Source organism: Kitasatospora sp. NPDC001119 (genome assembly GCF_053598475.1).
This window is the reverse complement of the sequence record NZ_JBSFKI010000011.1, coordinates 124,036-150,559: the sequence shown is the minus strand read 5'-3', so window position 1 is coordinate 150,559 and position 26,524 is coordinate 124,036. Positions and strand designations below refer to the sequence as shown.

21 protein-coding genes are annotated in these 26,524 nt (G+C 77.0%); 10 read left to right on the top strand and 11 right to left on the bottom strand.

Annotated features, from left to right (window positions below; translation table 11 throughout):
• Positions 1–124: 124 nt before the first annotated feature.
• The 3 genes from ACWDD9_RS16225 to ACWDD9_RS16215 are packed head-to-tail and all read left to right on the top strand — an operon-like array spanning position 125 to position 3,044.
• On the top strand, positions 125–286 hold the full coding sequence (locus tag ACWDD9_RS16225) for a hypothetical protein (RefSeq protein WP_380781129.1): 162 nt from the start codon (positions 125–127) through the stop codon (positions 284–286).
• Positions 283–2,562: a heavy metal translocating P-type ATPase gene (locus ACWDD9_RS16220; protein WP_449811880.1), complete on the top strand. Its 2,280-nt coding sequence runs from the start codon at positions 283–285 to the stop codon at positions 2,560–2,562. Before ACWDD9_RS16225 ends, ACWDD9_RS16220 begins: the two co-directional genes overlap by 4 nt.
• On the top strand, positions 2,562–3,044 hold the full coding sequence (locus ACWDD9_RS16215; RefSeq protein ID WP_074003710.1) for a copper chaperone PCu(A)C: 483 nt from the start codon (positions 2,562–2,564) through the stop codon (positions 3,042–3,044). The genes ACWDD9_RS16220 and ACWDD9_RS16215 overlap by 1 nt, the downstream gene beginning before the upstream one ends.
• 75 nt (positions 3,045–3,119) lie before the next feature.
• Here the strand turns inward: ACWDD9_RS16215 and ACWDD9_RS16210 are convergent, their stop codons facing one another.
• Positions 3,120–4,130: an Acg family FMN-binding oxidoreductase gene (locus ACWDD9_RS16210; protein WP_380778259.1), complete on the bottom strand. Its 1,011-nt coding sequence runs from the start codon at positions 4,128–4,130 to the stop codon at positions 3,120–3,122.
• Between the two features lie 210 nt (positions 4,131–4,340).
• A complete protein-coding gene (locus tag ACWDD9_RS16205; RefSeq protein ID WP_416874076.1) occupies positions 4,341–5,201 on the bottom strand; it encodes a universal stress protein in 861 nt (286 codons plus the stop codon).
• A 389-nt stretch (positions 5,202–5,590) separates the two neighbouring features.
• On the opposite strand from ACWDD9_RS16205, the gene ACWDD9_RS16200 reads away from it, so the two are divergent.
• A complete protein-coding gene (locus ACWDD9_RS16200) occupies positions 5,591–7,288 on the top strand; it encodes a sensor histidine kinase (RefSeq protein WP_074003842.1) in 1,698 nt (565 codons plus the stop codon).
• Positions 7,289–7,309: 21 nt separating this feature from the next.
• Here the strand turns inward: ACWDD9_RS16200 and ACWDD9_RS16195 are convergent, their stop codons facing one another.
• Positions 7,310–8,149: an alpha/beta fold hydrolase gene (locus tag ACWDD9_RS16195; protein ID WP_449811879.1), complete on the bottom strand. Its 840-nt coding sequence runs from the start codon at positions 8,147–8,149 to the stop codon at positions 7,310–7,312.
• Positions 8,150–8,187: 38 nt separating this feature from the next.
• Between ACWDD9_RS16195 and ACWDD9_RS16190 the strand changes: the two genes are divergently transcribed.
• Positions 8,188–9,333: a saccharopine dehydrogenase family protein gene (locus tag ACWDD9_RS16190; protein WP_117486648.1), complete on the top strand. Its 1,146-nt coding sequence runs from the start codon at positions 8,188–8,190 to the stop codon at positions 9,331–9,333.
• Positions 9,330–9,911, top strand: a complete 582-nt coding sequence (locus ACWDD9_RS16185; protein WP_449811878.1) for a TetR/AcrR family transcriptional regulator — start codon at positions 9,330–9,332, stop codon at positions 9,909–9,911. Before ACWDD9_RS16190 ends, ACWDD9_RS16185 begins: the two co-directional genes overlap by 4 nt.
• A 6-nt stretch (positions 9,912–9,917) precedes the next feature.
• Here ACWDD9_RS16185 and ACWDD9_RS16180 read toward each other — a convergent pair whose 3' ends face one another.
• From ACWDD9_RS16180 to ctaD, 4 genes are all read right to left on the bottom strand, one after another.
• Positions 9,918–10,364 carry a pyridoxamine 5'-phosphate oxidase family protein gene (locus ACWDD9_RS16180; RefSeq protein WP_449811877.1) on the bottom strand — a complete coding sequence of 149 codons (447 nt, stop codon included), beginning with the start codon at positions 10,362–10,364 and terminating at the stop codon, positions 9,918–9,920.
• Between the two features lie 158 nt (positions 10,365–10,522).
• A complete protein-coding gene (locus ACWDD9_RS16175; protein ID WP_074003716.1) occupies positions 10,523–11,242 on the bottom strand; it encodes a response regulator in 720 nt (239 codons plus the stop codon).
• A 158-nt stretch (positions 11,243–11,400) separates the two neighbouring features.
• Positions 11,401–11,934, bottom strand: a complete 534-nt coding sequence (locus ACWDD9_RS16170) for a hypothetical protein (RefSeq protein WP_388045733.1) — start codon at positions 11,932–11,934, stop codon at positions 11,401–11,403.
• Between the two features lie 117 nt (positions 11,935–12,051).
• Positions 12,052–13,857, bottom strand: coding sequence for an aa3-type cytochrome oxidase subunit I (gene ctaD, locus ACWDD9_RS16165; RefSeq protein ID WP_449811876.1), 1,806 nt, complete (start codon positions 13,855–13,857; stop codon positions 12,052–12,054).
• Between the two features lie 597 nt (positions 13,858–14,454).
• Between ctaD and ACWDD9_RS16160 the strand changes: the two genes are divergently transcribed.
• Complete coding sequence (locus tag ACWDD9_RS16160) at positions 14,455–16,416, top strand: BTAD domain-containing putative transcriptional regulator (protein WP_449811875.1); 1,962 nt, start codon at positions 14,455–14,457, stop codon at positions 16,414–16,416.
• 16 nt (positions 16,417–16,432) lie between these two features.
• On the opposite strand, the gene lanKC is transcribed toward ACWDD9_RS16160, so the two are convergent.
• The 3 genes from lanKC to ACWDD9_RS16145 form a co-directional block, all read right to left on the bottom strand.
• Positions 16,433–18,979 carry a class III lanthionine synthetase LanKC gene (lanKC, locus tag ACWDD9_RS16155; protein WP_449811874.1) on the bottom strand — a complete coding sequence of 849 codons (2,547 nt, stop codon included), beginning with the start codon at positions 18,977–18,979 and terminating at the stop codon, positions 16,433–16,435.
• 83 nt (positions 18,980–19,062) lie between these two features.
• Positions 19,063–20,283 carry an MFS transporter gene (locus tag ACWDD9_RS16150; RefSeq protein ID WP_449811873.1) on the bottom strand — a complete coding sequence of 407 codons (1,221 nt, stop codon included), beginning with the start codon at positions 20,281–20,283 and terminating at the stop codon, positions 19,063–19,065.
• Between the two features lie 232 nt (positions 20,284–20,515).
• A complete protein-coding gene (locus ACWDD9_RS16145; RefSeq protein WP_158077737.1) occupies positions 20,516–20,692 on the bottom strand; it encodes a hypothetical protein in 177 nt (58 codons plus the stop codon).
• Positions 20,693–21,113: 421 nt separating this feature from the next.
• Between ACWDD9_RS16145 and ACWDD9_RS16140 the strand changes: the two genes are divergently transcribed.
• Genes ACWDD9_RS16140 through ACWDD9_RS16130 form a run of 3 tightly spaced genes read left to right on the top strand, consistent with a single transcriptional unit; the run spans position 21,114 to position 25,640 of the window.
• On the top strand, positions 21,114–24,230 hold the full coding sequence (locus tag ACWDD9_RS16140; protein ID WP_449811872.1) for an adenylate/guanylate cyclase domain-containing protein: 3,117 nt from the start codon (positions 21,114–21,116) through the stop codon (positions 24,228–24,230).
• The gene (locus tag ACWDD9_RS16135; RefSeq protein ID WP_449811871.1) at positions 24,227–25,099 is read left to right on the top strand and encodes a S8 family peptidase; all 873 of its coding nucleotides are present in this window, start codon (positions 24,227–24,229) and stop codon (positions 25,097–25,099) included. Before ACWDD9_RS16140 ends, ACWDD9_RS16135 begins: the two co-directional genes overlap by 4 nt.
• Positions 25,083–25,640, top strand: a complete 558-nt coding sequence (locus ACWDD9_RS16130) for a GAF domain-containing protein (protein ID WP_049661076.1) — start codon at positions 25,083–25,085, stop codon at positions 25,638–25,640. The genes ACWDD9_RS16135 and ACWDD9_RS16130 overlap by 17 nt, the downstream gene beginning before the upstream one ends.
• On the opposite strand, the gene ACWDD9_RS16125 is transcribed toward ACWDD9_RS16130, so the two are convergent.
• A complete protein-coding gene (locus ACWDD9_RS16125; protein ID WP_449811870.1) occupies positions 25,631–26,518 on the bottom strand; it encodes a virginiamycin B lyase family protein in 888 nt (295 codons plus the stop codon). The genes ACWDD9_RS16130 and ACWDD9_RS16125 overlap by 10 nt on opposite strands.
• Positions 26,519–26,524: the final 6 nt, after the last annotated feature.

The following is a 26,524-nucleotide window of genomic DNA, read 5'->3' as shown; positions in this document are numbered from 1 at the left end:
GCGGAGCGGCCTGGCACCGCCGGTTCGGGAACGTACGGGAACCGGTTCCGGAACGTACGGGAACCAACCGCGTCGCCCGTCCGACTGCTGGGGGGTGAGTGCGAAGTCGCCGGGAGTCCGGCCGTTGAGTGTGCTGGCGGGGTTCGTCCTGCTGCTGGTGGTGGTGTTCGTGGTGGCCTACGGGGTGGGGCGCCAGGTCGGCCCGGTCGCGCCCGGGTTGCGGCCCAGTAGCGGGGGCGGCGGGTCGCCCGGGATGGACGGGCACGGCATGGGCGGGATGCGGTGAGCGCCGTCGCCGAGCCCGTGGTCGCCACCGATCTGGCGGTCGGCGGGATGACCTGCGCGGCGTGCGTGGGCCGGGTGGAGAAGCGGCTGGCCCGGATCGACGGGGTGACGGCCGGGGTGAACCTGGCGACCGGACGGGCCCGGGTGCTGCACCCGGCCGGGGTGCCGGTCGCGGAGCTGGTGGCGGCGGTCGAGCGGGCGGGCTACACCGCCGAGCCGCTGCCCGCGGGGGCGCCGGTCGGGGTGGCGGCGGAGGAGCCGGACGAGCGCTGGCGGCTGCTGGTCACCACCCTGCTGGCCGTCCCGGTGCTGGTGCTGTCGATGGTGCCGTCGGCGCAGTTCACCGCCTGGCAGTGGGTCTGCTTCGCGCTCGCCGTCCCCGTGGTGACCTGGGGGTCTGCCGGGTTCCACCTCCGCGCCCTGCGGGGGCTGCGGCACGCGGCGGCGACCATGGACACCCTGGTCAGCCTGGGTGTGGTGGCTTCCTTCGGCTGGTCCGCGTACGCGCTGTTCCTCGGCGGGGCGGGCGATCCGGACATGCGGATGCCGTTCTCGCTGACCGCCGACGGCGGCGGCACTGCGCACGTGTACCTGGAGGCGGCGGTCGGCGTGCCGCTGTTCGTGCTGGCCGGGCGGCTGCTGGAGGGCCGGGTGCGGCGGCGCAGCGGGTCCGCGCTGCGGGCCCTGGCCGAGCTGGGCGCCAAGCAGGTGTGCCTGCGGGGGGCGGACGGCGAGGAGCGCCTGGTGCCGATCGAACTGCTGCTGCCCGGGCAGGAGTTCGTGGTGCGGCCGGGCGAACGGGTGGCCACCGACGGGGTGGTGGTCGACGGGGGTTCGGCGCTCGACCTGAGCCTGCTGACCGGGGAGAGCGTGCCGGTCGAGGTCGGCCCCGGGGACCGGGTGGCGGGCGCGACGGTGAACGTGGGCGGCGCCCTGGTGGTGCGGGCCACGGCCGTCGGCGCGGACACCCAACTGGCCCGGATCACCGCGCTGGTGGCGGAGGCCCAGGCCGGCAAGGCGCGGGCGCAGCGGCTGGCGGACGCGGTAGCCGGGGTGTTCGTGCCCTGTGTGCTGGCGGTCGCGGCGAGCGTGCTGGGCTTCTGGCTGGGCGCGGGCGCGGCCCCGCAGGCGGCGGTGACGGCGGCGGTCGCGGTGCTGGTGGTGGCCTGCCCGTGCGCGCTCGGGCTGGCCACGCCGACGGCGCTGCTGGCGGCGACCGGGCGGGGCGCGGAGCTGGGCGTGCTGGTGCGCGGCCCGGAGGTGCTGGAGAGCCTGCGCCGGGTGGACACGGTGGTGATGGACAAGACCGGGACGCTGACCACCGGCCGGATGGAACTGGCCGCCGTCACCACCGCGGACGGTCCCACGCAGGACGAGGCCCTGCGGCTGGCCGGCGCGGTCGAGCACCGCTCCGAGCACCCGATCGGCCGGGCCGTCGCGGCGGCGGCCCGCGAGCGCTGCGGGCCGCCGCCGGCCGTGACCGGCTTCGCGGCCGCCACCGGGCTCGGGGTGTCCGGGACGGTCGAGGGCCGGGCCGTCCGGGTCGGGCGGCCGGACGACGCCGCGCTGCCGCCGGCCCTGGCCGAGGCGGTGGCGCAGGCCGGGGAGGCGGGCCGCACGGCCGTCGTGGTCGAGCTGGACGAGCGGCCGGCGGCCGTCCTGGCGGTCGGCGACACGGTGCGCTCGGGGAGCTGGCGGGCCCTGCACCGGCTGCGCGGGCTGGGCCTGGAGACCGTACTGCTGACCGGGGACGGCCCCGGCGCCGCCCGGGCGGTGGCCGCCGAGCTGGGCATCGAGCGGGTGCACTCCTCGGCCTCCCCCGAGCGCAAGGCCGAGGTGGTGGCCGAACTGCGCGCCGCCGGACGGACGGTCGCGGTGGTCGGCGACGGCGTCAACGACGCGGTGGCACTGGCCTCGGCGGACCTCGGGGTGGCGCTGGCCTCCGGCAGCGACGCCGCGATCGGCGCGGCCGGGCTGACCCTGGTGCGCGGCGACATCGAGGCGGTGGTGGACGCCGTACGGCTGGCCCGGCAGACCCTGGCGACCATCCGGGCCAACCTGCTCTGGGCCTTCGGCTACAACCTGGTGCTGATCCCGCTGGCGGCGGTCGGACTGCTCAACCCGATGCTGGCGGCGGTCGCCATGTCGCTCAGCTCGCTGCTCGTGGTGGGCAACAGCCTGCGGCTGCGCACCTGGGAACCGGGGCGGGGACAGCGCAGGGGCCAGGGACAGGGGCAGGGACGGGGACAGGGACAGCGCAAGGGAGGACGACGGTGATGGCCTGGCAGCGTCTCGGGGCGGTCGGCCCGCCGGTCGGCGCGGCGGCGCTGGCCCTGGTCCTGCTCACCGGCTGGACGGCGTTCGGCGGGGCCGGCCGCGACCGCCCGGTGGAGGCCGGCCCGGGCTGGGTGCTGCTGCCGACGGCCGGCGCGGCCTCCGCCACTGCGGCCTTCTTCACGATCCGCAACCCGGGCGACATACCGGACGAACTGACCGGTGCCAGCTGGGAGTTCGGCGGCCGGATCACCCTGAAGCGGCACCTGCACCAGGGCGCGGCGGGCCGCTGGGAGCCGGCCCCGGCGCTGCCGGTGCCGGGCCGCGGCGAGCTGCGGATGACCCCGGAGGACGCGGACCTGATGATCGCCGACCCGCCGCCGCTGCGGGCCGGCCAGTGGGTGGAGTTCACCCTCACCTTCCGGCACAGCCCGCCGCTGCGGCTCGCCGCCCAGGTGCTGCCGGCGGCCGAACGGCCGCGCTGAACGGGCGCGCTGAAAACGTCAGGGCGTGTCCCGCGGATCCTTCCGGTCCGCGGGACACGCCCTGACGTCATCGGCTCAGGAAGGCCGCTCCCCGAGCGTCTCCTCGACCGCCCGGCGCGGGGTGGCCGCCCCGGGCGGTCCGTACCCGGCCCGCAGGACCAGCTGGACGTGGCCCGGCCCGGCCGCCGGGTCGCGCAGCGCCCAGCGGGTGTCCGGCCACTCGATCGCCTGGTGCCAGACCGTGAGCCGGACGCCGTGCAGCGTGGCCAGCAGCCAGACCCGCTCCAGCGCCTGCCCGGTGCGCAGCCAGTCCGGCGGGCCGTCGCCGCGGGTGGTGAGGGTGCACAGCTGGGGCAGCGCCTCGAAGCGCTGCGAGGGCGGCTGCTCGGGGGCCTCCGGCGGGCGGCCGCCGAACTCGCGCATCGGCACCCGGGCGTCGTGGTCCTGCGGGCCGAGCGCCGACCGCGGGATGCCGTCCTCGGCGGTGCCGTCGTCGGGCCGCAGCCAGGCGCGGGACTCGGCGGACCTGGCCGGGTCGGCGGCGTTGCGGCGCTCGGCGTCGGCGGTGAGCTCCTGCACCCGCCGTACGCCCTCCTCCTCCAGCGCGGCCAGGGTGACGCCCTCCTCCCGGGCGGCGGCCATCAGCTCGCCGATCACCGCCTCGGGCACGTCGCGCTGGGTGAAGGGCTCGCGGCTGGAGTGCCGGGCGGCGATGGCGGGGTAGAGGTCGCGACCGAAGGGCGCCTCCGCGACGGCCGGGCGGGAGAGGTCGAGCACGGCGAGCAGCCCGGGCTCGGCGACGTCCGGCAGCAGCCGGACCAGCGGTTCCCGGTCCAGCCGCCCGGCCGCCACCCGCAGGTTGAACACGGCCGCGCCGACCGCGATGTGCACGGCCGCGCCGGCCGGGTCGGCCAGCGGTACGGAGCGATCGGTGTCGGCGTACACGGCGAGCCCGCGCCCGTCCGGGGTCGGCACGAAGCGCCAGGGCTGGCTGTTGTGCAGCGACGGCGCCGCGCCGCCGGCGGCGGCGAGCAGGCGCAGGTCGGCCGCGCTGAGCATCTGGGTGAGAGCCGGGTCGAGCGTCATGGCGATCCACTCCTTCAGCCGCTGGGCTTCGGCATCAACCGCGGGGTCAGGACGGGCCCGGAGGTCCCGCTGCTTCCGAGCGTGCGCGCCCGGCCGCGCGGACGACAGGGCCCTTGGGCCCGTCCTCACGACGGCCGGGCCGGGGGCCTTGGCGGGCACAGGCCCGTCCGGTGGATCGGGACGGGGGCGGATCCACCGGACGGGCGTCCGTCACCCGTGCGGGACGACCGCGACGGGAGCCTCGGCGTGGTGCAGGACGGCGTGCGCGACCCGGCCGAGCCGGGGGCCGAACTCGATCGGGCGGCGGCCCCGGCCGACCACCACCAGGGCGGCGCCCGCGGAGGCCTCGACCAGGGCGCGGGCGGCCCCGAGCTGCACGTCCTCGACCACCTCGACGTCTGGGTACCGCTCGCGCGGTCCGGCCAGGGCGAGCGAGAGCAGCTCGGCCTCCAGCGCCTCCAGCTGGCCGAGCTCGGCGGCCGGGACGGCGCCGCCCGCGTAGCCGAACACCGGCGGCAGGTCCCAGCCGTGCACCGCCCGGACCCGGGCGCCGCGCAGGGCCGCCGCGCGGAAGGCGAAGTCGAGCACCTCCGGCTCCGGGGTGTGGGCGTCCACGCCGACCACCACCTCGCCCTTGCCGCTCTCGCCCGCCGTTCCGGCCTCGCGCACCACGACCAGCGGCACGGTGCTGCGCCCGGCCACCGAGATGCTGACCGAGCCCAGCAGCAGCCCAGTGAAGCCGCCGCGGCCGCGCGAGCCGAGCACCAGCAGCTCCGCCTCCGCGGCGGCGGCCAGCAGACCGTCCACCGGCGCGTCCAGGACGGCGTCGGTCTCCACGGTCAGGTCCGGGTACAGGCCGCGGACGTCCTCGGCGGCCTCGGCCAGGGTGCGGCGGACGGCCTCGGGCAGGTCGTCCGACTCCGCGAAGGAGGACACCCCGTCGGTCAGCCACGGCCAGGCGTGCACCAGGCGCAGCGAGGCGCCCCGGCGCACCGCCTCGGCGGCGGCCCAGTGAACGGCCGCGGTGCTCTGCGGCGACCCGTCGACCCCGGCCAGCACGGTTGACGTCATGTCTCTTCCTCCACACTGTCGACACGCTGTCGACGCTCGGCGGTTCGGTGCGGGCCGCGGTGCGCTCTGACGCCCCGTCCGCTCCTCCCCCACCCTGGCACCCGCACACGGCCCGGCGGCAGAGGCCGCAGGACCCTCCGCGACGGGACGAAAGGCCCGCCCGACGGAGCCTACGGCCGACCCCGCCGTCCCGGCCACCGACACCGGGGCACTACCTTGAACACGGCAATCCCGCTGGTCGGACGGCACCCGAGTCGGGTCGGGCGGCGGGGGCCGTCCGGACGGTGGGCGGGGTGCGTCCGGACGGTGGACGGGCTGGTCAGGGCAGGACGACGAGGAGGACAGCGGTGGGCGGAGCGGACGGCGGCGCGGCGGGTGGCGGCGCGCGGATGCCACGGCTGCGCCTGGACGAGCTGCTGGAGGAGCTCCAGTGGCGGATCGACGCGGCGCGCGGCACGCAGAACCGGGTGCACAGCCTGTTGGAGGCGGTGCTGGCGGTCGGGCGTGAGCTGGACCTGGCGCAGGCGCTGCACCGGATCGTGGAGGCCGCCGCCGACCTGGTGGACGCCCGCTACGGGGCGCTCGGCGTGATCGGGCCGGACGGGCACACCCTGTCGCAGTTCCTGACGGTGGGCCTGAGCGAGGAGGAGATCGCCGAGATCGGCCCGCCGCCGTCGGGCCGGGGCATCCTGGGCGAGCTGATCCGCGAGCCGCGGCCGCTGCGCTGCCCGGTGCTGTCCGACCACCCGGCCTCGGCCGGCTTCCCGGCGAACCACCCGCCGATGCACACCTTCCTGGGGGTGCCGGTGCGGGTGCACGGCGAGGTGTTCGGCAACCTCTACCTGACCGACAAGCGCGGCGGGCTGGACTTCGACGAGGACGACGAGGCGGTGATCTCGACCCTGGCGGTCGCGGCCGGGGTGGCGATCGACAACGCCCGGCTGTACGAGGAGGCGCAGCTGCGCCAGCGCTGGCTGCGGGCGAGCACCGAGATCACCCGCAGCCTGCTGTCGGGGGCGCCGCGGCTGGAGGTGGTCGAGCTGATCGCCCGCCGGGCCCGGGAGATCTCCGGCGCCGAGCTGGCGGACGTCTCGGTGGCGCTGGCCGGCCCGGAGGAGCGGGCCGAGGAGCTGACGGTGGAGGTCGCGCTCGGCGCCGATCCCTCCGCGCGGCTGGGGGTGACGGTGCCGGTGGACGGCACGCTGTCCGGCGCCGCGTACGCCTCCGGTTCGCCGGCCACCAGTGACGAGCTGGCCTCCGACACCCGCTTCCCGGCCGGTCCGGCGGGCCGCTTCGACGGGCTGGGCGCGGCGGTGGCCGTGCCGCTGGGCACCGGTGCCGGGTACGGGCGGGGCGTGCTGCTGCTGGCCCGGGCACAGGGGCAGCCGGCCTTCGGGCCGGAGGAGACGGGCCCGCTGCTGGGCTTCGCCGACCAGGCCGCGCTGGCCCTGGAGCTGGCCGAACGGCGGCGCGACGCCGAGCAGTTGAACCTGCTGGAGGATCGTGACCGGATCGCCCGGGACCTGCACGACCTGGCCATCCAGCGGCTGTTCGCGACCGGGATGACGCTGCAGAGCGCGGGCCGGCTGATCGAGAGCCAGGCCGCGGCGGACCGGGTGGCCCGGGCAGTGGCCGACCTGGACGAGACCATCAAGATCATCCGCTCGACCATCTTCGGCCTGCGCGCCCACAGCGAGCCGGACCGCGGCCTGCGCGCCCGGGCCACCCGGGTGGTCACCGAGGCCCAGGGGCCGCTCGGCTTCGCGCCCCGGCTGAGCATGGAGGGCCTGCTGGACACCGACGTGCCGCAGGAGCTGGCCGGGCACGTGGTCGCGGTCCTCGCCGAGGCGCTCAGCAACGCCGCCCGGCACGCCGGGGCGTCCCGGGTCGAGGTGACGCTGCGCGCGCTGGCCGGGCGGGTGGCGCTGACCGTGACGGACGACGGCGTCGGCGTGCCCGAGGGCGGGCGGCGCAGCGGGCTGCGCAACCTGGCCGAGCGCGCCGACCGGGTCGGCGGCTCGTTCACCGTCGACCCGGCCGAGGGCGGCGGCACCCGGCTGGCGTGGGAGGCCCCGGTCGGGTCCTGAGGCCTGCTCCCCGCGGGGCGGTCAGCCCCGCAGGGCGCCCAGGAAGGCGAGCAGGTGGGCGTTGAACTCCGCCGGCCGCTCCATGTTCGGGTAGTGCCCGGTGCCCTCGACGGTCACCGCGCGGCCGTCGACGACGGTGCGGACGACCCGTTCGGCCAGGTTGACGTGGTCCGCCGAGTCGATGCCGCCGTTGATCGCCAGGAGCGGGACGGTGATCCCGGTCAGCCGCTTCCAGGTGTCGGTGACCGGCACCAGGTACTGGGGGTCGTCGGGGGTGTGCTTGGAAATGGTGTTCCGGGTCATCTCCTTGAGCCTGCGCACCACCTCCGGGTCGACCTCGTCCAGGCGGCGGTGCGGCCCGGAGGCGAGCCGGGTGAAGGAGTCGATCCAGCCCTCGCCGTCGCCCTCGGCGAGGGCCGCGGTCTGGTCGGCGGCGAGTTCGCCGAGCCACGGGTCGGTGAACTCGGACTCGCTGGTGCCGTTGCCGCTGATCACCAACGCGCGGACCAGCTCCGGGTGTTCGAGCGCCAGGTCGAGGGCGATCGTCCCGCCCATGGACAGCCCGATCACCGTCAGCGGGCCGAGGCCGAGGTGGCGCAGCAGGTCCGCCAGGTCGTCGGCGGGCCGGAACGGCCGGCTCGCGTTGTCGGAGGCGCCGTGGCCGCGGGTGTCCAGCGCGATCACCCGGTACGAGGGCAGCAGGGCGGGGAGCTGGTCCGCCCAGCTCCGGTGGTCCAGCAGGCCGCCGTGCAGCAGCACCAGCGGCTCGCCCGTACCGGCGTCGAGGTAGGCGAGGCGGCCGTGGCCGCTGTCGAAGAAGCACAGGTCATCGGTGGAACCGGTAACAGTGGATTCAGTCATGACGACAATTTTAGGTCGTGTGACCTATATTTGTCTCCATGAGCACCGAACCCGTTTCCGGCGGCATCCCCGTGCACCCCACCTTCCCCTCCGACCGCCTCCGTCACAACCCCGACGGCCCCGTCCTGCTGGTCGGCGGCTACGGCACCGTCGGCACCGAACTCGCCCGGCTCGCCTCCCCCTCCTGGCCGCTGCTGCTCACCGGCCGCTCCGAGCAGCGCGGCGGCGCCCTCGCCGCCGAACTGGACGACGCCACCGCCCGCCGCTGGGACCTCGCCGACCCCGAGCCGTTCACCGCCGCCGTACGGGCGGTGGTCGGGGTGGTCAACGACCCGGACGACCGGGTGCTGCGGGCCGCCGTCCGCGCGGGCGTCCCGTACGTGGACGTCACCCGCTGGACCGCCCGGCTCCAGCGGGCCGCCACGCTCGCCGCCCTGCTGCGCCCGACCGCCCCGGTGCTGCTCTCCTCGGCCTGGATGGGCGGGGTGACCAGCCTGGTCGCCGCCGCCCTGGCGGACCGGCTGGGCGGGGCCGAGCGGATCGAGACCGCCATCCGCTGGGACCTCGCGGACCGGGCCGGCGCCGACTCAGTCGAGTTCATGGACCGCCTGGGGCTCGACTACGAGGTGGTGCAGGACGGCCGGCGCCGCTCCGTCGTGCCGCTCAGCCGCCCGCGGACCGTCCGCATCGGCGACGCCCCGACGCTGGTCGCCGGGATCGACACCCCCGAGCAGTTCACCCTCCCGCTCACCCTGGGCACCACCACCGCCGCCACCCGGATCGGCTTCAGCTCGCGCTCCTCCACCACCGCCCTGCTCGCGGCCCGGCACGCCGGCTTCTTCCGCTGGGGCCGCGGTGACCGCTGGGAGCCGGCCCGCCGCGCCCTGCTCTACTCCCCCGGCGAGGGCGGCACCGCCCTGCTGCGCACCGACGTCACCTCCGGCGGACGCACCCTCACCGCCACCGTCGAGGACCGGGCCGGCCAGGCCAGACTCACCGCCGTCGGCGCCCTGCTGGCGCTGCGCCGGGCGCTCGGCACGGACGGCGCCCCGCCGCCCGCCGGGGTGGCCTTCCCGGAGCAGACCCCGCGCCCCGGGCGGGTGCTGGAGGACCTGGCGGCCCTCGGCGTCACCGTCACGGTCACCGCGGCCGACGGCGCGCGCGGCGGGGAGGCGGCGGCATGAGCAGCGTCCGGGGCCTGAGCGGCAAGGGTGCCCAGAAGCGGGAGCAACTGCTGGACACGGCGGAGGAGTTGCTGGTCACCACGGGCAGCGGCGAGCTGTCCATGCGGGCGGTGGCCGCCGCCGCGGGCGTCCGCCTCGGGCACCTCCAGCACTACTTCCCGACCCACGCAGAGCTGGTGGCCGCCGTGCTGGAGCGCGTCCTCGCCCGCTCGGTGGAACGGCTCGCGCCGCTGCTCGACCCGGGCCGCGACGAGGACGCCCTGCTCCGCGAACTGCTCGCCGAGCAGCAGGACGCGCGCCTGGTCCGCCTGTTCGCCGAACTGTGGGCGCTGGCCGCCCGCGACCCCTCGGTGGCCGCCGCCGTCCGGGCCTTCTACGACCGCTACCAGGAGCTGGTCGCCTGCTTCCTCGCCGAACGCCGCCCGGCCCTGACGGAGGAGGAACGGCGTTCCCGCGCCCGGGTGTTCGTGATGCTGATCGAGGGCGCCTCGCTCTTCCGCTCCGGCCTGGCCGGCACCGCGGACGCGGCGGCGGACGCCGAACTCCTGCGCACCGCCAGGGCGTTGCTGGGCCCGTAGGCCCTTTCAGGCCAGGCAGCGGCCGATGACGAGTTCCGGGCGGATGCGGATGCGGACCGTGCCGCCCGGGTCGGCCGCCCTGGTGGCCGGGCGGACCTGGGCGCGGCCGAGGACGGTGACGAACCAGCCGGAGCCGTCCCGGCCGTCCACCTCGTCGGCCTCGAAGGCGATCACGGCGCCGTCCACCGCCCGGGCCAGTTCGGAGCCGGCCGGGGCCGAGAGCAGCACGCCGCCGGGGGCCAGCCGGAACGGCACCGGCAGGACGGCCGGGAGGGCGTCCACGGTGTAGACCACCCGGCCGACCTCGGCCCGGGCCAGCAGCTCCAGCGACCGCTTCCGGTCGAGTTCGCGCAGTTCCGGAAGGTCGGGACGGTCGGCCGGGCCGGGGCGGTCGTGCGGAACGGGCCGGGGGGACGGGACGGGCCGGGGAGACGGGACGTGGTCGCGGTTCATGCGAGCGATGCTCGCCCGGGCCCGGGCCGGGCCGCGAGGGCCGATGGTCCCGGCGGGGCCCGGCGAGGGCCCCGCCCGGGCGGGCCGTCGGCCCCGGGCCCCACGGCCCACGGCCCCGCCCGACAGGACCCGGAGGACCCGCCGGGCAGGGCCCGGGATCAGTACCGGCCGGAGCGCAGCACGGAGGGCTGCGGGGCGGCGGAGGCCTGGCGCAGCTCGGTGGCGATCAGGGCGGCCTGCACCCGGCGCTCGACGCCGAGCTTGGCGAGCAGCCGCGAGACGTGGTTCTTGACGGTCTTCTCGGCGAGGTAGAGCCGCTCGCCGATCTGCCGGTTGGTCAGGCCCTCGCCGATGAGTTCGAGGACCTCCTGCTCACGTACGGTCAGGCCCGGTCCGGTGGTGACCGGCTGGGCGGGCTCGGCGTCGCTGCGCAGGCGGTTCAGCAGGCGGGTCGCGGCGCCGGGGTCGAGCATCGAGCGCCCGGAGGCGACGGTGCGGACGGCGGCGACCAGGTCGGTCCCGCTGATCTGCTTGAGCACGTACCCGGCGGCGCCCGCCATCACGGCGTCCAGCAGCGCCTCCTCGTCGTCGAAGGAGGTCAGCATCAGGCAGGCCAGCCCGGGCATCCGCGAGCGCAGCTCACGGCAGACCGAGACGCCGTCGCCGTCGCCCAGCCGGACGTCCAGCACGGCCACGTCGGGCCGCAGGGCCGGCACCCGGACGAGCGCCTGCTCGGCCGTCGCCGCCTCGCCGACCACCTCCAGGTCCGGCTCGCCGTCCAGCAGGTCGTGCACCCCGCGGCGCACCACCTCGTGGTCGTCCAGCAGGAACACCCGGACCGGTGCCGAGGCCTCGGCACCCTCCGTCTTGGTCGCCATCACGCGGCTCCACCTTCGTCACCCCCGCACACTCCCAGCGGGGCCCAGGGCATCATCCCCCCGCGACCGGCCGCGGGCCCAGGGCCCAACGGCCCCATTCGGACCGGGCCGCAGGACCCGTACGGGCCCCGACCCCGACCGGGCCGGTCCGGGCGCCCTCAGCGCCCCTGCCGCCGGACGTTCCCCAGCCCCATCAGCAGGAAGGCGAGCGCGACGCCCGCGCCGCTGACCGCCGCGAGCACCACCCGGGGCACGACCTCGCCGCCGCCGGACAGCAGGATGGCCGCCGCTCCGAGCAGGGCGACGGCCGCACCGACCACCAGCCAGCCCGCCAGGGCCAGCGCCGGCGGCCGCTGGGAGCGCGGGGCGGGCCCCGCGTCCAGGGCGGCCCAGCGGACCGCCGTCTCCCGTACCTCCCGGCGGCGGTCCACCAGGGCCCGCACCCGCAGCGCCGCGCCGCCCACCAGTCCGGCGAGCGCGATCTGGGCGGCGGGCCGCCAGTCCGACAGGACGAGCAGCAGCCCGCCCGCGAGCGCGAGCCCGGCCCACCAGAGCACGCAGGCCGCGGCGGCCGTACGGGTGGAGCGGGGCCGGTCGGCGCCGGCCTGGAGGTCGGCGATGGCGGGCAGGTACCAGACACAGCCGCTCGCGGTGAGGGCGGCGGTGCCGATGGCGAGAACGGTGTGGTTCACGACCCGGCCTTCCTGGTCACGAAGGGGTGAGGAGGGTGAGGAGCGGAGCGGACGGGGCCGTCCCCGCCCGCCCGGGGGCAGCGACGCGGGCGGGGACGGCGTTCGGGGGGAGCGGACTCAGCCGTCCGAGGAGGGCGAGTCGGCGGAGGCGGACGCCACCCGCGCCCGGTCGGCCCGGCTCAGCGGCCGGTCGTACTTCGCCGGCTCCACGTCGCCCAGGTGCGTGGCGGGCTTGCCGCTGTGCTCCAGGACGTCCCGGGCCGCGATGTCCGGGTGGTGGAGGTCGAAGGCCGGGGATTCGGAGCGGATCCGCGGCAGCTTGACGAAGTTGTGCCGCGGCGGCGGGCAGGAGGTCGCCCACTCCAGCGAGCGTCCCCAGCCCCACGGGTCGTCCTCGGTGACCTTCTCGCCGTACTTGGCGGTCTTCCAGACGTTGTAGAGGAACGGCAGGATCGACAGGCCGAGCAGGAACGAGCCGATGGTGGAGACGGTGTTCAGGGTGGTGAAGCCGTCCGAGGCCAGGTAGTCGGCGTAGCGGCGCGGCATGCCCTGGGCGCCCAGCCAGTGCTGGACCAGGAAGGTCGCGTGGAAGCCGACGGTCAGGGTCCAGAAGGTGATCCGGCCGAGCCGCTCGTCGAGCTTCTTGCCGGTCATCTTCGGCCACCAGAAGTGGAAGCCGGCGAACATCGCGTAGACCACGGTGCCGAACAGCGTGTAGTGGAAGTGCGCGACCACGAAGTACGAGTCGGAGACGTGGAAGTCGATCGGCGGGGCCGCGAGCAGCACGCCGGTCAGGCCGCCGAAGAGGAAGGTGACCAGGAAGCCGACCGTCCAGAGCATCGGGGTCTCGAAACTCAGTGAGCCCCTCCACATGGTGCCGACCCAGTTGAAGAACTTCACCCCGGTCGGGACCGCGATCAGGAAGGTCATGAAGGAGAAGAACGGCAGCAGGACCTGCCCGGTGACGTACATGTGGTGCGCCCACACCGTCACCGACAGGCCGGCGATCGCGATGGTGGCCGCGATCAGGCCGGAGTAGCCGAACATCGGCTTGCGGCTGAACACCGGGATGACCTCCGAGACGATGCCGAAGAACGGCAGCGCCAGGATGTACACCTCGGGATGGCCGAAGAACCAGAACAGGTGTTGCCAGAGCATCGCCCCGCCGTTGGCCGGGTCGAAGACGTGCGAGCCGAACTTGCGGTCGCACTCCAGCGCCAGCAGCGCGGCGGCCAGCACCGGGAAGACCAGCAGCACCAGCACCGAGGTCAGCAGCACGTTCCAGCAGAAGATGGACATCCGGAACATGGTCATTCCGGGCGCGCGCATGCAGATGATGGTGGTGATGAAGTTGACGGCGCCGAAGATGCTGCCGAAGCCGGACAGCGTCACGCCCATGATCCACATGTCGGCGCCGACGCCGGGCGAGTGGATCGCGTCGGACAGCGGCGCGTAGAGGAACCAGCCGAAGTCGGCGGCGCCCTGCGGGGTCGCGAAGCCGGCCGCGGCGATCAGCGAGCCGAACATGAACAGCCAGTAGGACAGCATGTTCAGCCGCGGGAAGGCGACGTCCGGCGCGCCGAGCTGGAGCGGCATGATCCAGTTGGCGAAGCCGGTGAACAGCGGCATCGCGAACAGCAGCAGCATCACCGAGCCGTGCATGGTGAACGCCTGGTTGAACTGCTCGTTGGAGAGGATCTGCGTTCCGGGCCGGGCGAGTTCGGCGCGCATGACCAGGGCGAGGATGCCGCCGATCAGGAAGAACGCGAACGAGGACACCAGGTACATGGTGCCGATCGTCTTGTGGTCGGTGGTGGTCAGCAGTCTGACCAGGGCCGAACCGGGCCTCCTGGCCCTGACCGCCCCTGCGGGGAGGGTCGTCGGCGGTGAGGTGGGGTCGCCCTGTGCCTGGGTGGCGCTCAAGGACGCACTCCTTCGGAACGTCGTGCGAATGGGTGGCGCTCCATGATCCGAACAGGCCGCCTCCGCGCCCCAGGGCCCTTCGGCCCGCCCGTCCGGGGCCGCTGGGCCCGAGTTCCCGGCCCCCGACCGGGACCTCCCGACCGCGCGACCGGGACCTCCTGTCCGCTCGCCCACCGCCTGTCGTCCGCGCGGACGCCGCCTCCTGACCGGCCGTCGGGCCGCCTCCCGCGACCGCGCCGCCCGCTCGGGCCGCGCTCGCCGCGGCGCTGAGCCCGGGTCGAGAACCGCCGGAACGCGCCCCTCCCCGCCGCCCCGCGCACCCGTCCGGCGGCGCCCCGCGCGGCGTCCGTCCGCCCGGCCCGGCCGGCCCCCGCCACCGCACCCGACCTGCCGGAACGCCGTCCGCACAGTCGTACGAAACCCCCCGTCGATCCCAGCTTTCGGCACCCCGGTTGTGCGGCCGATGTGACCGAAGCCGGTCGATTCCGTGGCCTTCAACGCCGATCGGCCGTCAAGTAGCCTGCGCCCACCACCGCACGGCCCCCACCACCTGCTACACCGCCGCACTGCCGCCGCCCACGCCCCGGAGGTACGCCGATGCCCCTGGCCCAGCCCGCCACCCCCACCCGGCTGCGCTTCGCCGTCCTCGGCCCGCTCACCGGCGAGGCCGGCGGCCGCCCGCTGGCCCTCGGCCCGCTGAAGCAGCGGCTGGTCCTGGCCGTCCTGCTGAGCCGCGCCAACACCGCCGTCCCGGTCGACCTGCTCACCGACGCGGTCTGGCCCGAGGAGCCGCCGCGCACCGCCCGGAAGAACCTCCAGGTCTACATCTGCACCCTGCGCACCCTGCTCGGCCGCGAGGAGGGGCCCGACCGGCTGTCGCACTCGGCGGCCGGCTACCTGCTGCGGGTCGCCGAGCCCGAGCTGGACCTGCTCCGGTTCCGGGCCCTCGCCCGGGCCGGCCGGGCCGCCGCCGACGGCGGGGCGCTCGCCCCCGCCGCCCGGCTGCTGCGCCAGGCCCTCGACCTCTGGCAGGGCCCGCCGCTCGCCGACCTGCGCCGCTCCCCCGCCGTCGCGGCGGAGGCCGACCGGCTGGAGGCCCGCTGCCTGGGCGTCCACGAGGACTGGGCGGAGACCGAGTTGGAGCTCGGCAACGCCGGCGCCGTCGCCGAGGACCTGGCCGAACTCGCCGAGCGTCACCCGCTGCGCGAGCGCCTCCAGGCCGCCCGGATGAACGCCCTCCACCTCTCCGGCCGGCAGGCCGAGGCGCTCGCCGTCTACGACACCCACCGCCAGCTGCTCGCCCGGGAGTTGGGCCTGGAGCCGAGCCCCGCGCTGACCGCCCGCTACCGCGAACTGCTGGCCCGCGGCCGCTCCCTGCCCACCGCCGCCCGCCCGGACCGCGGCACCGGCCCGGGCGGCTCCCTGCTGCCCGCCGACACCGCCGACTTCACCGGGAGAACCGACGAACTACGCCAGCTCGTCGACGAGTTGGGCTCCGGCGGCGGACGTGTCGCGGTACTCACCGGCCCGGCCGGCAGCGGCAAGACCGCGCTCGCCGTACACGCCGGCCACCTGCTCGCCGACCGCTTCCCGGACGGCCGGGTACTGGTCCGGTTGCGCACCGAGGACGGCGCCGCCCGCCCGCTGCCCGAGGTGCTCGCCGAACTCGCCGCCCTCACCGGCCGCCCGGGCGCCGCACCGGCCGGGGCCGACCGGACCGCCCCCGGCCCCGCCGACCCGGCCCAGCCCGACACCGCCCGGGCCGACACCGCACCGGCCGACACCGCCCGGGCCGCCGCGCTCTGGCGCGCCTCGCTCGCCGGCCGCCGCCTGCTGCTGGTCCTGGACGACGCCCCCGGCGAGGCCGTGGTCCGCGAGCTGCTGCCGGGCTTCGGCCCGAGCGCCGTGCTGGTCACCTCCCGCGGCCAGCTGGCCGGCCTCGCCTCGGTGCGCCGCATCGCCGTCCCGCCGCTCGCCCCCGCCGAGGCCCTGGACCTGCTCGGCCGCATCGTCGGCACCGGACGCACCGGCGCCGACCGCGCCGCCGCCGCCCGGATCGCGGCCGCCTGCGGGCTGCTGCCGCTCGCCGTACGGGTCGCGGGCACCCGGCTGGCCGTGCTGCGCCACCTCCCGCTGGCCGAATACGCGGCCCGGCTGGAGGACCCGGCGGGCGCCCTGGACGAACTGGTCGCCGGGGACGTCACCGTCCGGGCCCGGCTGGACTCCGGCTGGCGCGACCTCACCGACCAGGGCCGGCTCGCCCTGGCCCGGCTCGCCGCCCTGCCGCTCGCCCTGCTCTTCACCCTCCCGGAGGCCGCCGCCGCCCTCGGCCGGCCCGAACGGCTCGCCCTGCGCACCCTGGAGGCGCTCACCGACACCGGGGCGGTCACCTCCCCCACCGGCGAGGTCACCGCCCACGCCGCGCTGTACGCCCTGCCCCGGCTCACCCATCTGCACGCCCGGGAGCGGGCGGTGCGGACCGCCGTCGGGGCGCCGGAGACCGTCGGGGCACCGCAGACCGCCGTCGCGGCGCCCGCGCGGTCCCCGGAACCCGTGTGACAGCCCCGGGCCCCGCTCACCCCAGGGTCAGCAGGTCCAGCACGTCCGCCCGCTCCGCCCCGCGCCCCTCCGTCAGCCCGGACAGCGCCAGCAGCACCCCGGCCGCGCCCGTGTGCAGGTCCGCCGAGAAGCGGCGCAGCCGCATCCCCGGCACCAGCAGCCCCTCCGGCCGGGCCACCAGGTGCCACTGGAGCCGGCCCACCTGGCCGAGCACCGCCTCCCGGGCCGGCGCCCCGCCCAGCCGGTCCAGCGCCAGCGTCAGCCCGACCCGGCCCCGGAACAGCCCCGGCTCCCGGATGAACCCGGGCGCGCAGACCTTCCGCACGTCGGCCAGGAAGGCCTCCCCGCCCGGCAGTTCGCCGTGCTCCAGGTACTCCCGCAGCACCAGTGCGATCCCGCTGCTGCCCCGGTCCAGGTAGGCCAGCCTGCGCCCGGACTCCAGCACCTGCGCGGACCCGTCGGGCACCCGGACGCACCGCGCCACCGCCCGCTCCAGCGCCACCCGCCCGGAGTCCAGCAGCCACCGCTCCCCGGTCCGCCGGTACAGCCGCAGCTGGAGCAGCGCGACGCCCGCCAGCCCGTACAGCAGCCCGGCGGCCGCGGGCTCGTCCAGCCCGGGCACCGGCGCGCCGCCCAGCACCGCGGCCAACTCCCGTGCGTCGTCCAGCGCGTGGGCCAGATCCCGGGGGCTGTCCAGCGCGTCCGCCAGCCGCAGCCGGGCCAGCGCCGCGCCGGCCCGGCCGCCGAACAGGCCCGCCGCGCGCGCCGGGAGGGCGGTACGGGCGCGCCCGGCCAGCTCCTCGGCCGCCTCCGTCCGGCCGATCCGGGCCAGCGCCAGCGCGATGCCGAGCGGGCCGTCGTACAGCCCGCCGGCGGCCGGGCGGTCGGCCCGCCGGCGCACCGCCGCGACCAGCCAGTCCGCGTACTCCTGCGGCCAGTCGGCCCCGGCGCGGTGCAGCGCGTACAGCACCCCGGCCGCGCCGTGCGACACGCCCGTCCCGCCGTCGGCGAAGCCGGCCACGTCCCCGGGGAAGAGCCGGTCCGGGCGGTCCGGGGTGGCGCCCGCGTGGATGCCCGCGACCAGCTCCCGGCACACCGGGTCGAGCGAGGGCCCGGCCAGCAGCTCCCGGCCGCGCCGCTCGCTCGCCGACTCCACCCGTGCCACCGCCGCGGGCCGCACCGGCCCCTCCTCCGGCCCCAGTCCGAACCACTCCCGCGCCCGCCGTTCCAGCGCCGGGAGCTTGCCCGGGTCGCAGTCGGCGAGCTCCATCACCGGCATCAGCAGCATCAGCCAGGTGGCCCACAGCAGGTAGCGGTCGGCCTCGGCGCCGCCCAGCCCGGGCGGGACGTGCTGCCCGGCGGCGCCGGCCGTCGGCACCCGCCGGTCGTCCAGCTCGGCCGCGTACTCGAAGTCCACCAGCACCACCGACCCGTCCGGCCGGAGCACCACGTTGGCCGGGTGGAGGTCCCCGAACCGCACGCCCCGCGCGTGCAGGGCGTCGAGCGCCTCCGCCAGCCCGTCCACCACCCCGCCGACCCACCGCGCGTACGCGGCGCGCTGCTCGGCGGTGCAGTTCTGGTGCACCAGCGGGTAGCGCCGGATCGCCTCGGCGAACAGCTGGACGCCCTCGATGTGCTCCTGCACCAGGAAGGTGTGCTCCCACACCGTGCGCACCTCGTGCAGCCGGGGCACGCACGCCAGCCCGGCCAGCCGCTCCAGCGCCCACCGCTCGCGCCGCAGCCGGGTCAGGGCGTCCGCCCCGGTGCCGTCCAGCCCGGCGTACGGGCGGGCCTCGCGCAGCACCACCCGCTCGCCCGTGCCGTGCTTCTCGGCCAGGTAGATCCCGCCCGCGTTGGAGACCTGGAGCACCTCGACGATCCGGTACGGCAGCTCCCCGCCGGCCGCCTCCCGGGCGGCCAGGTGCGGGCGCAGCGCCGCCGGCGGCTCGACCCAGGCGGGCAGCCGGAAGACCGGCTCGCGCGGGTCCGGCACCAGCGTGCCGGCCGGGTCCCGCAGGGCCGGGACGGTCCCGCCCCGCGCGTCCCGGCACCAGAGTTCGACGAAGGCCCCGTAGCGGGCGTACACCGGGGCATCGCCGATCCGCAGGTCGGTGAGCACGTACGGCCCGGGGAAGCCCGCCAGCGCCTCGGCCAACTCCTCCGCCAGGGAGACGAATTCACCGTCCGTGGCCGGGTAGACGGTGACGAACTTGCCGCTGCCGCCGCGCCCCGCGTACTTGCCGTTGGCCACCCGCAGCGCCACCGGGCTGCGCAGGAACTTGAACGCCACCCGGCGGGCGGTGCAGATCCCCGCGACGACGGCCAGCGTCCGCTCGGCGCCGTCCTGCGCCGCCGACACGTGCAGCTTCCAGCCCTGCTCGGGCAGGTGGCCGCCGTCGGGCCGCAGCACCGTCCACAGCCCGCGCTGCTCCCGCCGCCAGCCCTCGGGCGGCTCGCCGAGGCCCAGCGGGTAGCGGCTGTCCCCGTCCCGCAGCCGTCCGGGGGTGTCGTAGTACGTCGGGTCGGCGAGGCAGTAGAGCTGGGTCTCGTGGACGTCGGCCATCGTGGGCCTCCTGTTCCGAAGTCTTCCGGGGTCGTCCGGGAGCGGGCCGCGCCTCGGCGGGCGGTGCGTCGGCGGGCGGTGCGTCAGACGGCGGGGCTGAGCACCGGTCCGCGCCGGACCGGCGGCGCCCAGGTGACCACGGCCGCGCAGAGCGCGATGGCGAGGGCCAGCAGGGCGAAGGTCCGGGTGCCGCCGAGCGAGCCGAGCAGGACGCCGCCGGCCAGCGGGCCGAACGGCTGGACCAGGGTGGACAGGAAGCCGGCCGCGCTCTGCACCCGGCCGATCCGGTCGGGCGGCGCGGCGGTCAGCATGCCGGAGACGAAGCCGATGCTGGCGACGGTGGACAGGCACATGCAGACGGCGCAGAGCAGTCCGATCACCAGCGGGGCCCTGGTCAGCACCAGCACCCCGGCGGTGAGCGCGCAGGCCCAGCAGGCGAGCGCGACCAGGCTGCCGTCGCGGGCCCGGGCGGCGATCCTCGGGGCGAGCAGCGCGCCGGCCAGGGCGCCGGCCGCGGTGCAGGAGACGACGGTGCCGCCGCCGAGGCCGGAGCGGCCGCCGTCGGAGGCGACGGCCAGGGTGGTGAACATCAGCGCGCTGAACGCGAAGTTCATCCCGAGGCCGAAGACCAGCAGCAGGGTGCGCAGGTAGGGCCGGTGCCAGACGAAGGCCAGTCCGGCGGTCAGTTCGGCCCGGCTGAACGCCGGTCCGCCCGTCGTGGCGGGCTTCGCGCGGGTCCGGATCAGCGCCACGCAGACGGTGGACAGCAGCAGGCCGACGCCCTCGGCGAGGAACGGCAGCACCGGGTGCCAGGCGAACAGCGCCCCGCCGCCGAGCGGTCCGGCCAGCCGGGCGGCGGCGCCGCGCGCCTGCATCCGGGAGGAGGCCTCGCGGGCCTGCCCGGTGGGCACCACCGCGCGCAGCAGGGCGCCGGCGGCCGGCCCGTAGACGCTGGAGATCAGCGCCCCGGCGGCGGCGACCAGCAGGACCAGCGGCAGCGGGGTGTGCCCGCGCAGCACCGCGACGACCAGGGCGGCGACCGCGAGCAGGCTGAGGACGTCGCAGATCCGCATCAGCCGGCGCCGCTCGATCCGGTCGGCGAGCACCCCGCCGGGCAGCGTGGTGATCAGCAGCGCGCCGACCGAGACGGTGCCGATGGCGCCCGCCCGGGCCGCCGACCCGGTCTCCCGCAGGACCAGCAACGGCAGGGCGATCGAGGCGAGTTGGGAGCCGAGGGAGGCCAGCAGGCCGCCGGCCCAGAGCAGCCGGAAGTCCCGGTTGCGGGAGAGCGGGGTGGGGTCCATGGCCGTCCTCCGTGGTCGGCGGGGGCACCCGGGGGTGCGGATCGGGCCGGGGCGGCCCCGTCTCGGCGGGACCGCCCCGGAAGCCTTGCGGTGACCGGTGACCGGTGACCGGTGACCGGTGAACCAGTGACCGGGAACCGGCGGCCGGCGACCGGGTGTCGGCGGCCGGGTGTCGGCGGCCGGGGGCGGCGGTGCGTCCGCCCCCGCGCACGGCCCGGCGTCCGGACTCCGGTCAGACCGTGGTCTCGGCGCCGTGGACGTAGCTGATCAGGCTGAAGCAGAGGCCGTCCGAGGACTCGCTCAGGACCTTCATCGCCTGGAGGTCCAGGATGTTGGCGACGTGCGCCTCGACCTCCGGGGTCTCCTCGCCGCTCTCGCCGACGTTCTGCTGCTCCATGTTCTCGGCCATGGTCGAACTCCCTTCCGCACGGGGGTGGTTACGGCTCCGGCGGGCGGCTGCCCGCCGTTGCCGACCACCGTGGCCCGAGCCGCCTGCGCCCGGCTTCGGAACCGGTTGGAAACCGGTATGGCCGCAGGTCGGAGCGGCCGCGCCGGCCCGCCGGGCCCTCAGCGGGCCCGCCCGGGAGGCGCCCGCACCCCGTCCCGCCTGCGGCCATACCGCCTGCCAGGCGTTCCCGAACCGGGCCCGAAGCCGCGCCCGCGACCCTGGCCCGGAACGCTCGCGCCCCCGTACCACCGCCCCGCCGCGCACGCCCCGCACCACCGGCCGGCCCGCACCACCGGGCCGCGCCAACCGCCCCGCCGCGCACACCCGTTCCGCTTCGCCGCGCACGCCCCGCACCGCGAAGGACGACCGAAGGACGGCCACCATGCCCTGCCCACTCTGCGCCCAACTCGTCGGCACCAACGACCAGTTCTGCCCCTCCTGCGGCACCCCCCGGGCCGCCGCCCTCGACCTGGCCGCCGAGGAGCGCAAGCTGGTCACGGTGGTCTTCTGCGACCTGGTCGACTCCACCGCCCTGTCCGGCGCGCTCGACCCGGAGACCCTGCGCGAGGTGGTCCTGCGCTACTTCGAGCGGATGCACCACCGGATCGAGGCGCACGGCGGCACCCTGGAGAAGTTCATCGGGGACGCCGTGATGGCCGTCTTCGGCGTCCCGGTGATCCGCGAGGACGACGCCCACCGGGCGCTGGCCGCCGCGCTCGCCATGCTGGAGGACGTGGAGGACCTCAACACCGAGCTGGACGCCACCCTCGGCGTCCGACTGGACGTCCGGATCGGCGTCAACACCGGCCAGGTGGTGGCGGGTTCGGACGCCTCGGCGCGCCAGGCGCTGATCTCCGGCGAGACCGTGAACATCGCCGCCCGGCTGCAGACCCGGGCCGCCCCCGGCCAGGTGCTGATCGGCCCGCAGACGCTGCGCGCGGCCGGCCCGGCCGCCCAGGTGGACGAGGTCGGCCCGCTGCACCTCAAGGGCAAGGCCGAGCCGGTCACCGCCTACCGCCTGGTCGGCCTGGACGAGGACGACCCGGAGCTGCTGCGCCGCTTCGACGTCCCACTGGTCGGCCGGGAGCGCGAACTGGCCCTGCTGGACGCCGCGTTGGCCCGGGTGGCGGGCGGTCAGGGGGCCGAGCTGCTGCTGGTGGCCGGCGAGGCGGGCATCGGCAAGACCCGGCTGGTGCGCGACTGGCGCGAGCGGGTCGGCCGGCGCACCGCGCGCTGCGGCACCGCCCGCTGCCGCAGCTTCGGCGGGCAGGGCGTGCTGGCGCCGCTCGCCGAGGCGGTCCGGACCCTGCTGGACGAGCCCGAGGGCGCCGCCCCCGCCGAGGCGCTGGCCCGGCTGGACGAGGCGACGGCGCCGGGCATCGACGCCGGCCGCTCGCTGGAGCTGCTGGCCGCGATCCTGCGCGGCCGCACCGTCGAGCGCCCGGCCGTCCTGGTCCTGGACGACTGCCAGTGGGCCGGCCCGGTGCTGCTGGACGCCGTCGAGCGGCTGGCCGCCGAACTCGGCGCGGCCCCCGTGCTGCTGCTCTGCCTGACCCGCCCCGAGCTCCCGGCCGCCCGCCCGGAGCTGCCGACGCTGCCGGTCGGCGGCCTGTCCTGGGACGAATCCGCCCTGCTGGCCGCCCAGTTGACCGAGCTGAGCGCCCACCAGGACGCGGTGCCCACCCGGCTGCTGGAGCGCGCCGAGGGCAACCCGCTGCACCTGGAGGAGCTGCTGGCCGCCCTCACCGAGACCGAGGGCCCCGCATTGACGGACGAACTGCCGCCCACCGGACGGGCGTTGCTCAGCGCCCAGATCGACGGGCTGGAGCGCGACGAGCGCGCCACCCTCGACCTCGCCGCCGTCCTCGGCCGCGCCTTCACCGCCGCCGAACTCGCCGAACTCGCCCACGGCGGCAGCGACCAGGACGCCTTCGCCGACCCGCAGGACGACGTCTTCACCGGCCCGATCGACGGCCTGCCGGCCGGCCCGTCCACCTGGGTCGACGACACCCCGCCGCGGCTGCATGCCGCGCTGGCCCGACTGGCCGAGCTGTGGCTGGTCGAACCGACCGGCACCGGCTACCGGTTCAGCAGCGGCCTGGTCCAGGAGTCGGTCTACCAGTCCATGTCCAAGCGGGCCCGCGCCGAGCGCCACGAGCGCGCCGCCGACCTGCCGGCCGTCCGCTCCACCGGGGACGCCGCCGTCGGCGGCCACCTGGAGCGCGCCCACCGCTACCGGCTGGAACTCGGCCTGCTGGACACCCGCACCGACGTGCTGCGCACCCGCGCGGCCACCGCCCTCGGCACCGCCGGGGCCGGTGCGCTGGCCCGCGCCGACCTGCCCGCCGCCACCGACCTGCTGGAGCGCGCGGTGCGGCTGCACTACCCGGGCGAGCGCGCCACCGGCCCGGTGCTGCGCCGCCTCGGCGAGGCCCGGCTGGCGCTCGGCCGCGCCGAGGAGGCGCTGCCCGTCCTCGCCCAGGTGCGGGACGCGGCCGCCGACCCGCTGGACGCCGCGCACGCCCGGCTCGCGCTGGCCGCCCGCGGCCTGCCGCCCGGCCAGGACCAGCCCGCCGCGACGGCCCGCGCCGTGCTGCCGCTGTTCACCGACACCGGGGACGACCTCGGCCAGGCCCGGGCCGGGCTGCGGCTGGCCGAGGAGCACCTGCTGGCCGGCCGCCACACCGAGGCCGAGCAGCTGCTGGACCGGGCGCTCGGCCAGGTCTCCCGCACCGACGCCGAGCTGGACCGGGCCGCCGTGCTGGCCGCGCTGGCCGCCTCGCTGCTGGCCGGCCCCGAGCCCGTCCCGAACGCGACCTTCCGGCTGCGCGCCCTGCTCGCCGAGCACGGCACCGGCCGGCGGACCGTCCGGGTCGCGCTGAACGGCCCGCTGGCCGTCCTGCTGGCGCTGCGCGACCGCCCCGAGGAGGCCGAGCTGCTGCTCGCCGAGGCCAACGGCCTGGCCGGGGAGCTGTCGCTGGCCGAGGCGATGATCGCGCTGCCCGCGCTGACCGCCCAGGCGGCGGCCGCGCTCGGGCAGGGCGGCCAGGCGCTGGACCTGCTCGCCGACGCCGCCGAGATCGCCCGCCACCAGGGCAGCGCCGCCCCGCTGCCGCGCCTCGCCCTGACCACCGCCCGGGTCCTGCTGGACACCGACCGCCCGGCCCAGGCCGCCCGGCACCTGGACGGCGCGGACGCCGTCGCCGCGCTGCCGCCGGTGCTCGCGATCGAGCTGGACGCGCTGCGCGGCCGGCTCGCGGCCGCCCGGGGCGAGGCCGCGCCGGCGCTGGACCTGACCGCCGCCGCGCTGTCCGCCGCCGAGGCCACCGAGTCGCTGCTGCTCCAGGCGCTGACCGCGCTCGACCGGGCGCACGCCCTGCTGCTGCTCGACCGCCCCGCCGAGGCCGCGGCGGCCGCCGCCACCGCCCGGGACCGGTTCGCCGCCAAGGGCCACCTGCCGGGCGTTCGGCGCGCCGAGCGGCTCGGGGGCACCCGGTGAGCGGCCCGGCCGGCCTCACCTGGAGCCTGCGCGACCGCAGGCCCGCCGACCTCCCGGTGCTCGCCGACGCCGTCGCCACCGACGCCGTCGCCACCGACGCCGGGGCCTCCGACGCCGGGGGCACCGGCAAGGGCGTCCGGGTCTGCGTGGTCGACTCCGGGATCGAGCCCGACCACCCGCTGGTCGGGCCGGTGCAGGGCTCCTGGGCGGTGGTCAAGGACCCGGTCACCCGGGAGCTGACCGTCCGCCCCGACAGCGCCGGCGACACCTGCGGGCACGGCACCGCCTGCGCGGGCATCATCCGCCGCACCGCCCCGGACTGCGAGCTCTACAGCGTCCGGGTCCTCGGCGAGCGCTTCACCGGCACCGGCGACATGCTGATCGCCGGGCTGCGCTGGGCCGTCGGGCAGGGCTTCGACGTGGTCAACCTCAGCCTCTCCACCACCCGGACCCGCTTCCTGGAGCAGCTGCACGCGATCGCCGACGACGCCTTCTTCGCCCGCACCGCGATCGTCGCCTCCGCCCACAACACCCCGGTGGAGAGCTACCCGTGGCGCTTCTCCTCGGTCATCTCGGTGGGCAGCCACCAGGAGGAGGACCCGGAGCTGCACCTGTACAACCCGGCGCCGCCGGTGGAGTTCTTCGCCCCCGGCCAGAACGTCCGGGTGCCCTGGCTCGGCGGCGCCACCATCCGCACCACCGGCAACAGCTTCGCGACCCCGTACGTGGCCGGGCTCTGCGCCCGCATCCTGTCCCGGCGGCCGAGGCTGACCACCTTCCAGCTGAAGAGCGCGCTCTACCTCACCGCGGCCAACGTCCAGGTCCCTTCCACCCCCACCCCGGAGGCGCCCGATGACCCTCAGCACTGACCCCGCCGTCGACCCGCTGGCCCGCGAGCTGCTCCAGTCCGTGGTGGACGTCGCCCGGGCGATCTTCGGCGCCCAGGCCGGCTCGGTGTGCCTGCTCGACGAGGCGGCCGGGGAGCTGGTCTTCCAGGCCGTCTCCGGCCGGGGCGAGGAGTCGCTGGTGGGCCGCCGCTTCCCGGCCGGCCGGGGGATCGCCGGCTGGGTGGCCGCCTCGGGCGAGCCGATGGTGGTGGACGACCTGGGCGCCAACCGCACCTTCGACCGGGACTTCGCCGAGTCCACCGCGTACGTCCCGACCGCCCTGATGGCCGCCCCGCTCACCCACGGCAGCCGGGTGCTCGGCGTCCTGGAGGTGCTGGACCCGGCCCCGCAGGCCCGCGCCAGCCTGCCCGAGCTGGACCTGCTGGCCATGTTCGCCCGCCAGGCGGCCGCCGCCCTGCGGGTGATCGCCGAGCGCTCCCCCGCCCCGGAGCCGGCCCCCGACCGGGCCGCCGCCCTCGGCCTGCTCGCCGACCTGGAGGAGCTGCTGCGCCGTCAGCCCTGACCGGGCGCGCCGTCCAGCCGGGCGAGCTGCCCGCGCTCCAGCGCCGCGTACACCGCGCCGTCCGGGGCGACGGCGATGCCGTGCGGCTCGGCGCCCCCGCCCGGGAGGGGGTGGCCGCCGAGCCGCCCGTCCGGGCCGAGCACCCCGATCCGGCCGGCGCCCCACTCGGTGAACCAGAGCCGGCCGTCCGGCCCGGCCGCGATCGCGTGCGGGCGGGCCGCGCGGTCGGCCAGCGGGTACTCGGTCACCTCGCCGTCCACGGTGATCCGCCCGACCAGCCCGCCGCCGATGCCGACGTACCAGAGCGCGCCGTCCGTCCCGGCGGTGATGCCGACCGGCGCGGTGCCCCCGGTGGGCAGCCCGTGGACGGTCACCCGGCCGTCGACGGTGATCCGGGCGACGGCGTCGGCCTGGTTGAGCGTGCACCACAGCGCCCCGTCCGGCCCGGCCGTGATCAGCGACGGGAAGGCCCCGGCGAGCGGCAGCGGGAACTCCGTGACCTCACCGGCCACGGTGATCCGCCCGACCCGGCCGGCGTTCAGCTCGGTGAACCAGAGCGCCCCGTCGGGCCCGGCGGCGATCCCGTACGGCCCGGCCTCCTCCGTCGGCAGCGCGTAGGACGTCGCCGTCCCGTCCACGGTGATCCGTCCGATCCGGTGGTCCCGCATCCGGCTGAACCAGAGCGCCCCGTCCGGCCCCGCGGTGATCACCGCGGGCCCGCACTCCGGCGCGCCGAGGCCGAAGCGCTCGACCGTCCCGTCCGCCGCCAGCCGTCCGATCTCCCCGGTGTGCACCAGGGTGAACCACACGCCCCCGTCGGGCCCCACGGCCACCCCGTACGGCCCGGCCCCCGCCTCGGCCACCTCGAACAGTTCCACGCAACC

What these genes read in the sequence shown, in the direction of transcription:
- ACWDD9_RS16175 (WP_074003716.1), bottom strand. Translation starts at nt 11,242, where the DNA reads ATGGCGACCAAGACGGAGGGTGCCGAGGCCTCGGCACCGGTCCGGGTG.
- ACWDD9_RS16130 (WP_049661076.1), top strand. Translation starts at nt 25,083, where the DNA reads ATGACCCTCAGCACTGACCCCGCCGTCGACCCGCTGGCCCGCGAGCTG.
- ACWDD9_RS16185 (WP_449811878.1), top strand. Translation starts at nt 9,330, where the DNA reads ATGAGCAGCGTCCGGGGCCTGAGCGGCAAGGGTGCCCAGAAGCGGGAG.
- ACWDD9_RS16215 (WP_074003710.1), top strand. Translation starts at nt 2,562, where the DNA reads ATGGCCTGGCAGCGTCTCGGGGCGGTCGGCCCGCCGGTCGGCGCGGCG.
- ACWDD9_RS16210 (WP_380778259.1), bottom strand. Translation starts at nt 4,130, where the DNA reads ATGACGCTCGACCCGGCTCTCACCCAGATGCTCAGCGCGGCCGACCTG.
- ACWDD9_RS16190 (WP_117486648.1), top strand. Translation starts at nt 8,188, where the DNA reads ATGAGCACCGAACCCGTTTCCGGCGGCATCCCCGTGCACCCCACCTTC.
- ACWDD9_RS16180 (WP_449811877.1), bottom strand. Translation starts at nt 10,364, where the DNA reads ATGAACCGCGACCACGTCCCGTCTCCCCGGCCCGTCCCGTCCCCCCGG.
- ACWDD9_RS16145 (WP_158077737.1), bottom strand. Translation starts at nt 20,692, where the DNA reads ATGGCCGAGAACATGGAGCAGCAGAACGTCGGCGAGAGCGGCGAGGAG.
- ACWDD9_RS16200 (WP_074003842.1), top strand. Translation starts at nt 5,591, where the DNA reads ATGCCACGGCTGCGCCTGGACGAGCTGCTGGAGGAGCTCCAGTGGCGG.
- ACWDD9_RS16205 (WP_416874076.1), bottom strand. Translation starts at nt 5,201, where the DNA reads ATGACGTCAACCGTGCTGGCCGGGGTCGACGGGTCGCCGCAGAGCACC.
- ACWDD9_RS16150 (WP_449811873.1), bottom strand. Translation starts at nt 20,283, where the DNA reads ATGGACCCCACCCCGCTCTCCCGCAACCGGGACTTCCGGCTGCTCTGG.
- ACWDD9_RS16195 (WP_449811879.1), bottom strand. Translation starts at nt 8,149, where the DNA reads ATGACTGAATCCACTGTTACCGGTTCCACCGATGACCTGTGCTTCTTC.
- ACWDD9_RS16140 (WP_449811872.1), top strand. Translation starts at nt 21,114, where the DNA reads ATGCCCTGCCCACTCTGCGCCCAACTCGTCGGCACCAACGACCAGTTC.
- lanKC (WP_449811874.1), bottom strand. Translation starts at nt 18,979, where the DNA reads ATGGCCGACGTCCACGAGACCCAGCTCTACTGCCTCGCCGACCCGACG.
- ACWDD9_RS16160 (WP_449811875.1), top strand. Translation starts at nt 14,455, where the DNA reads ATGCCCCTGGCCCAGCCCGCCACCCCCACCCGGCTGCGCTTCGCCGTC.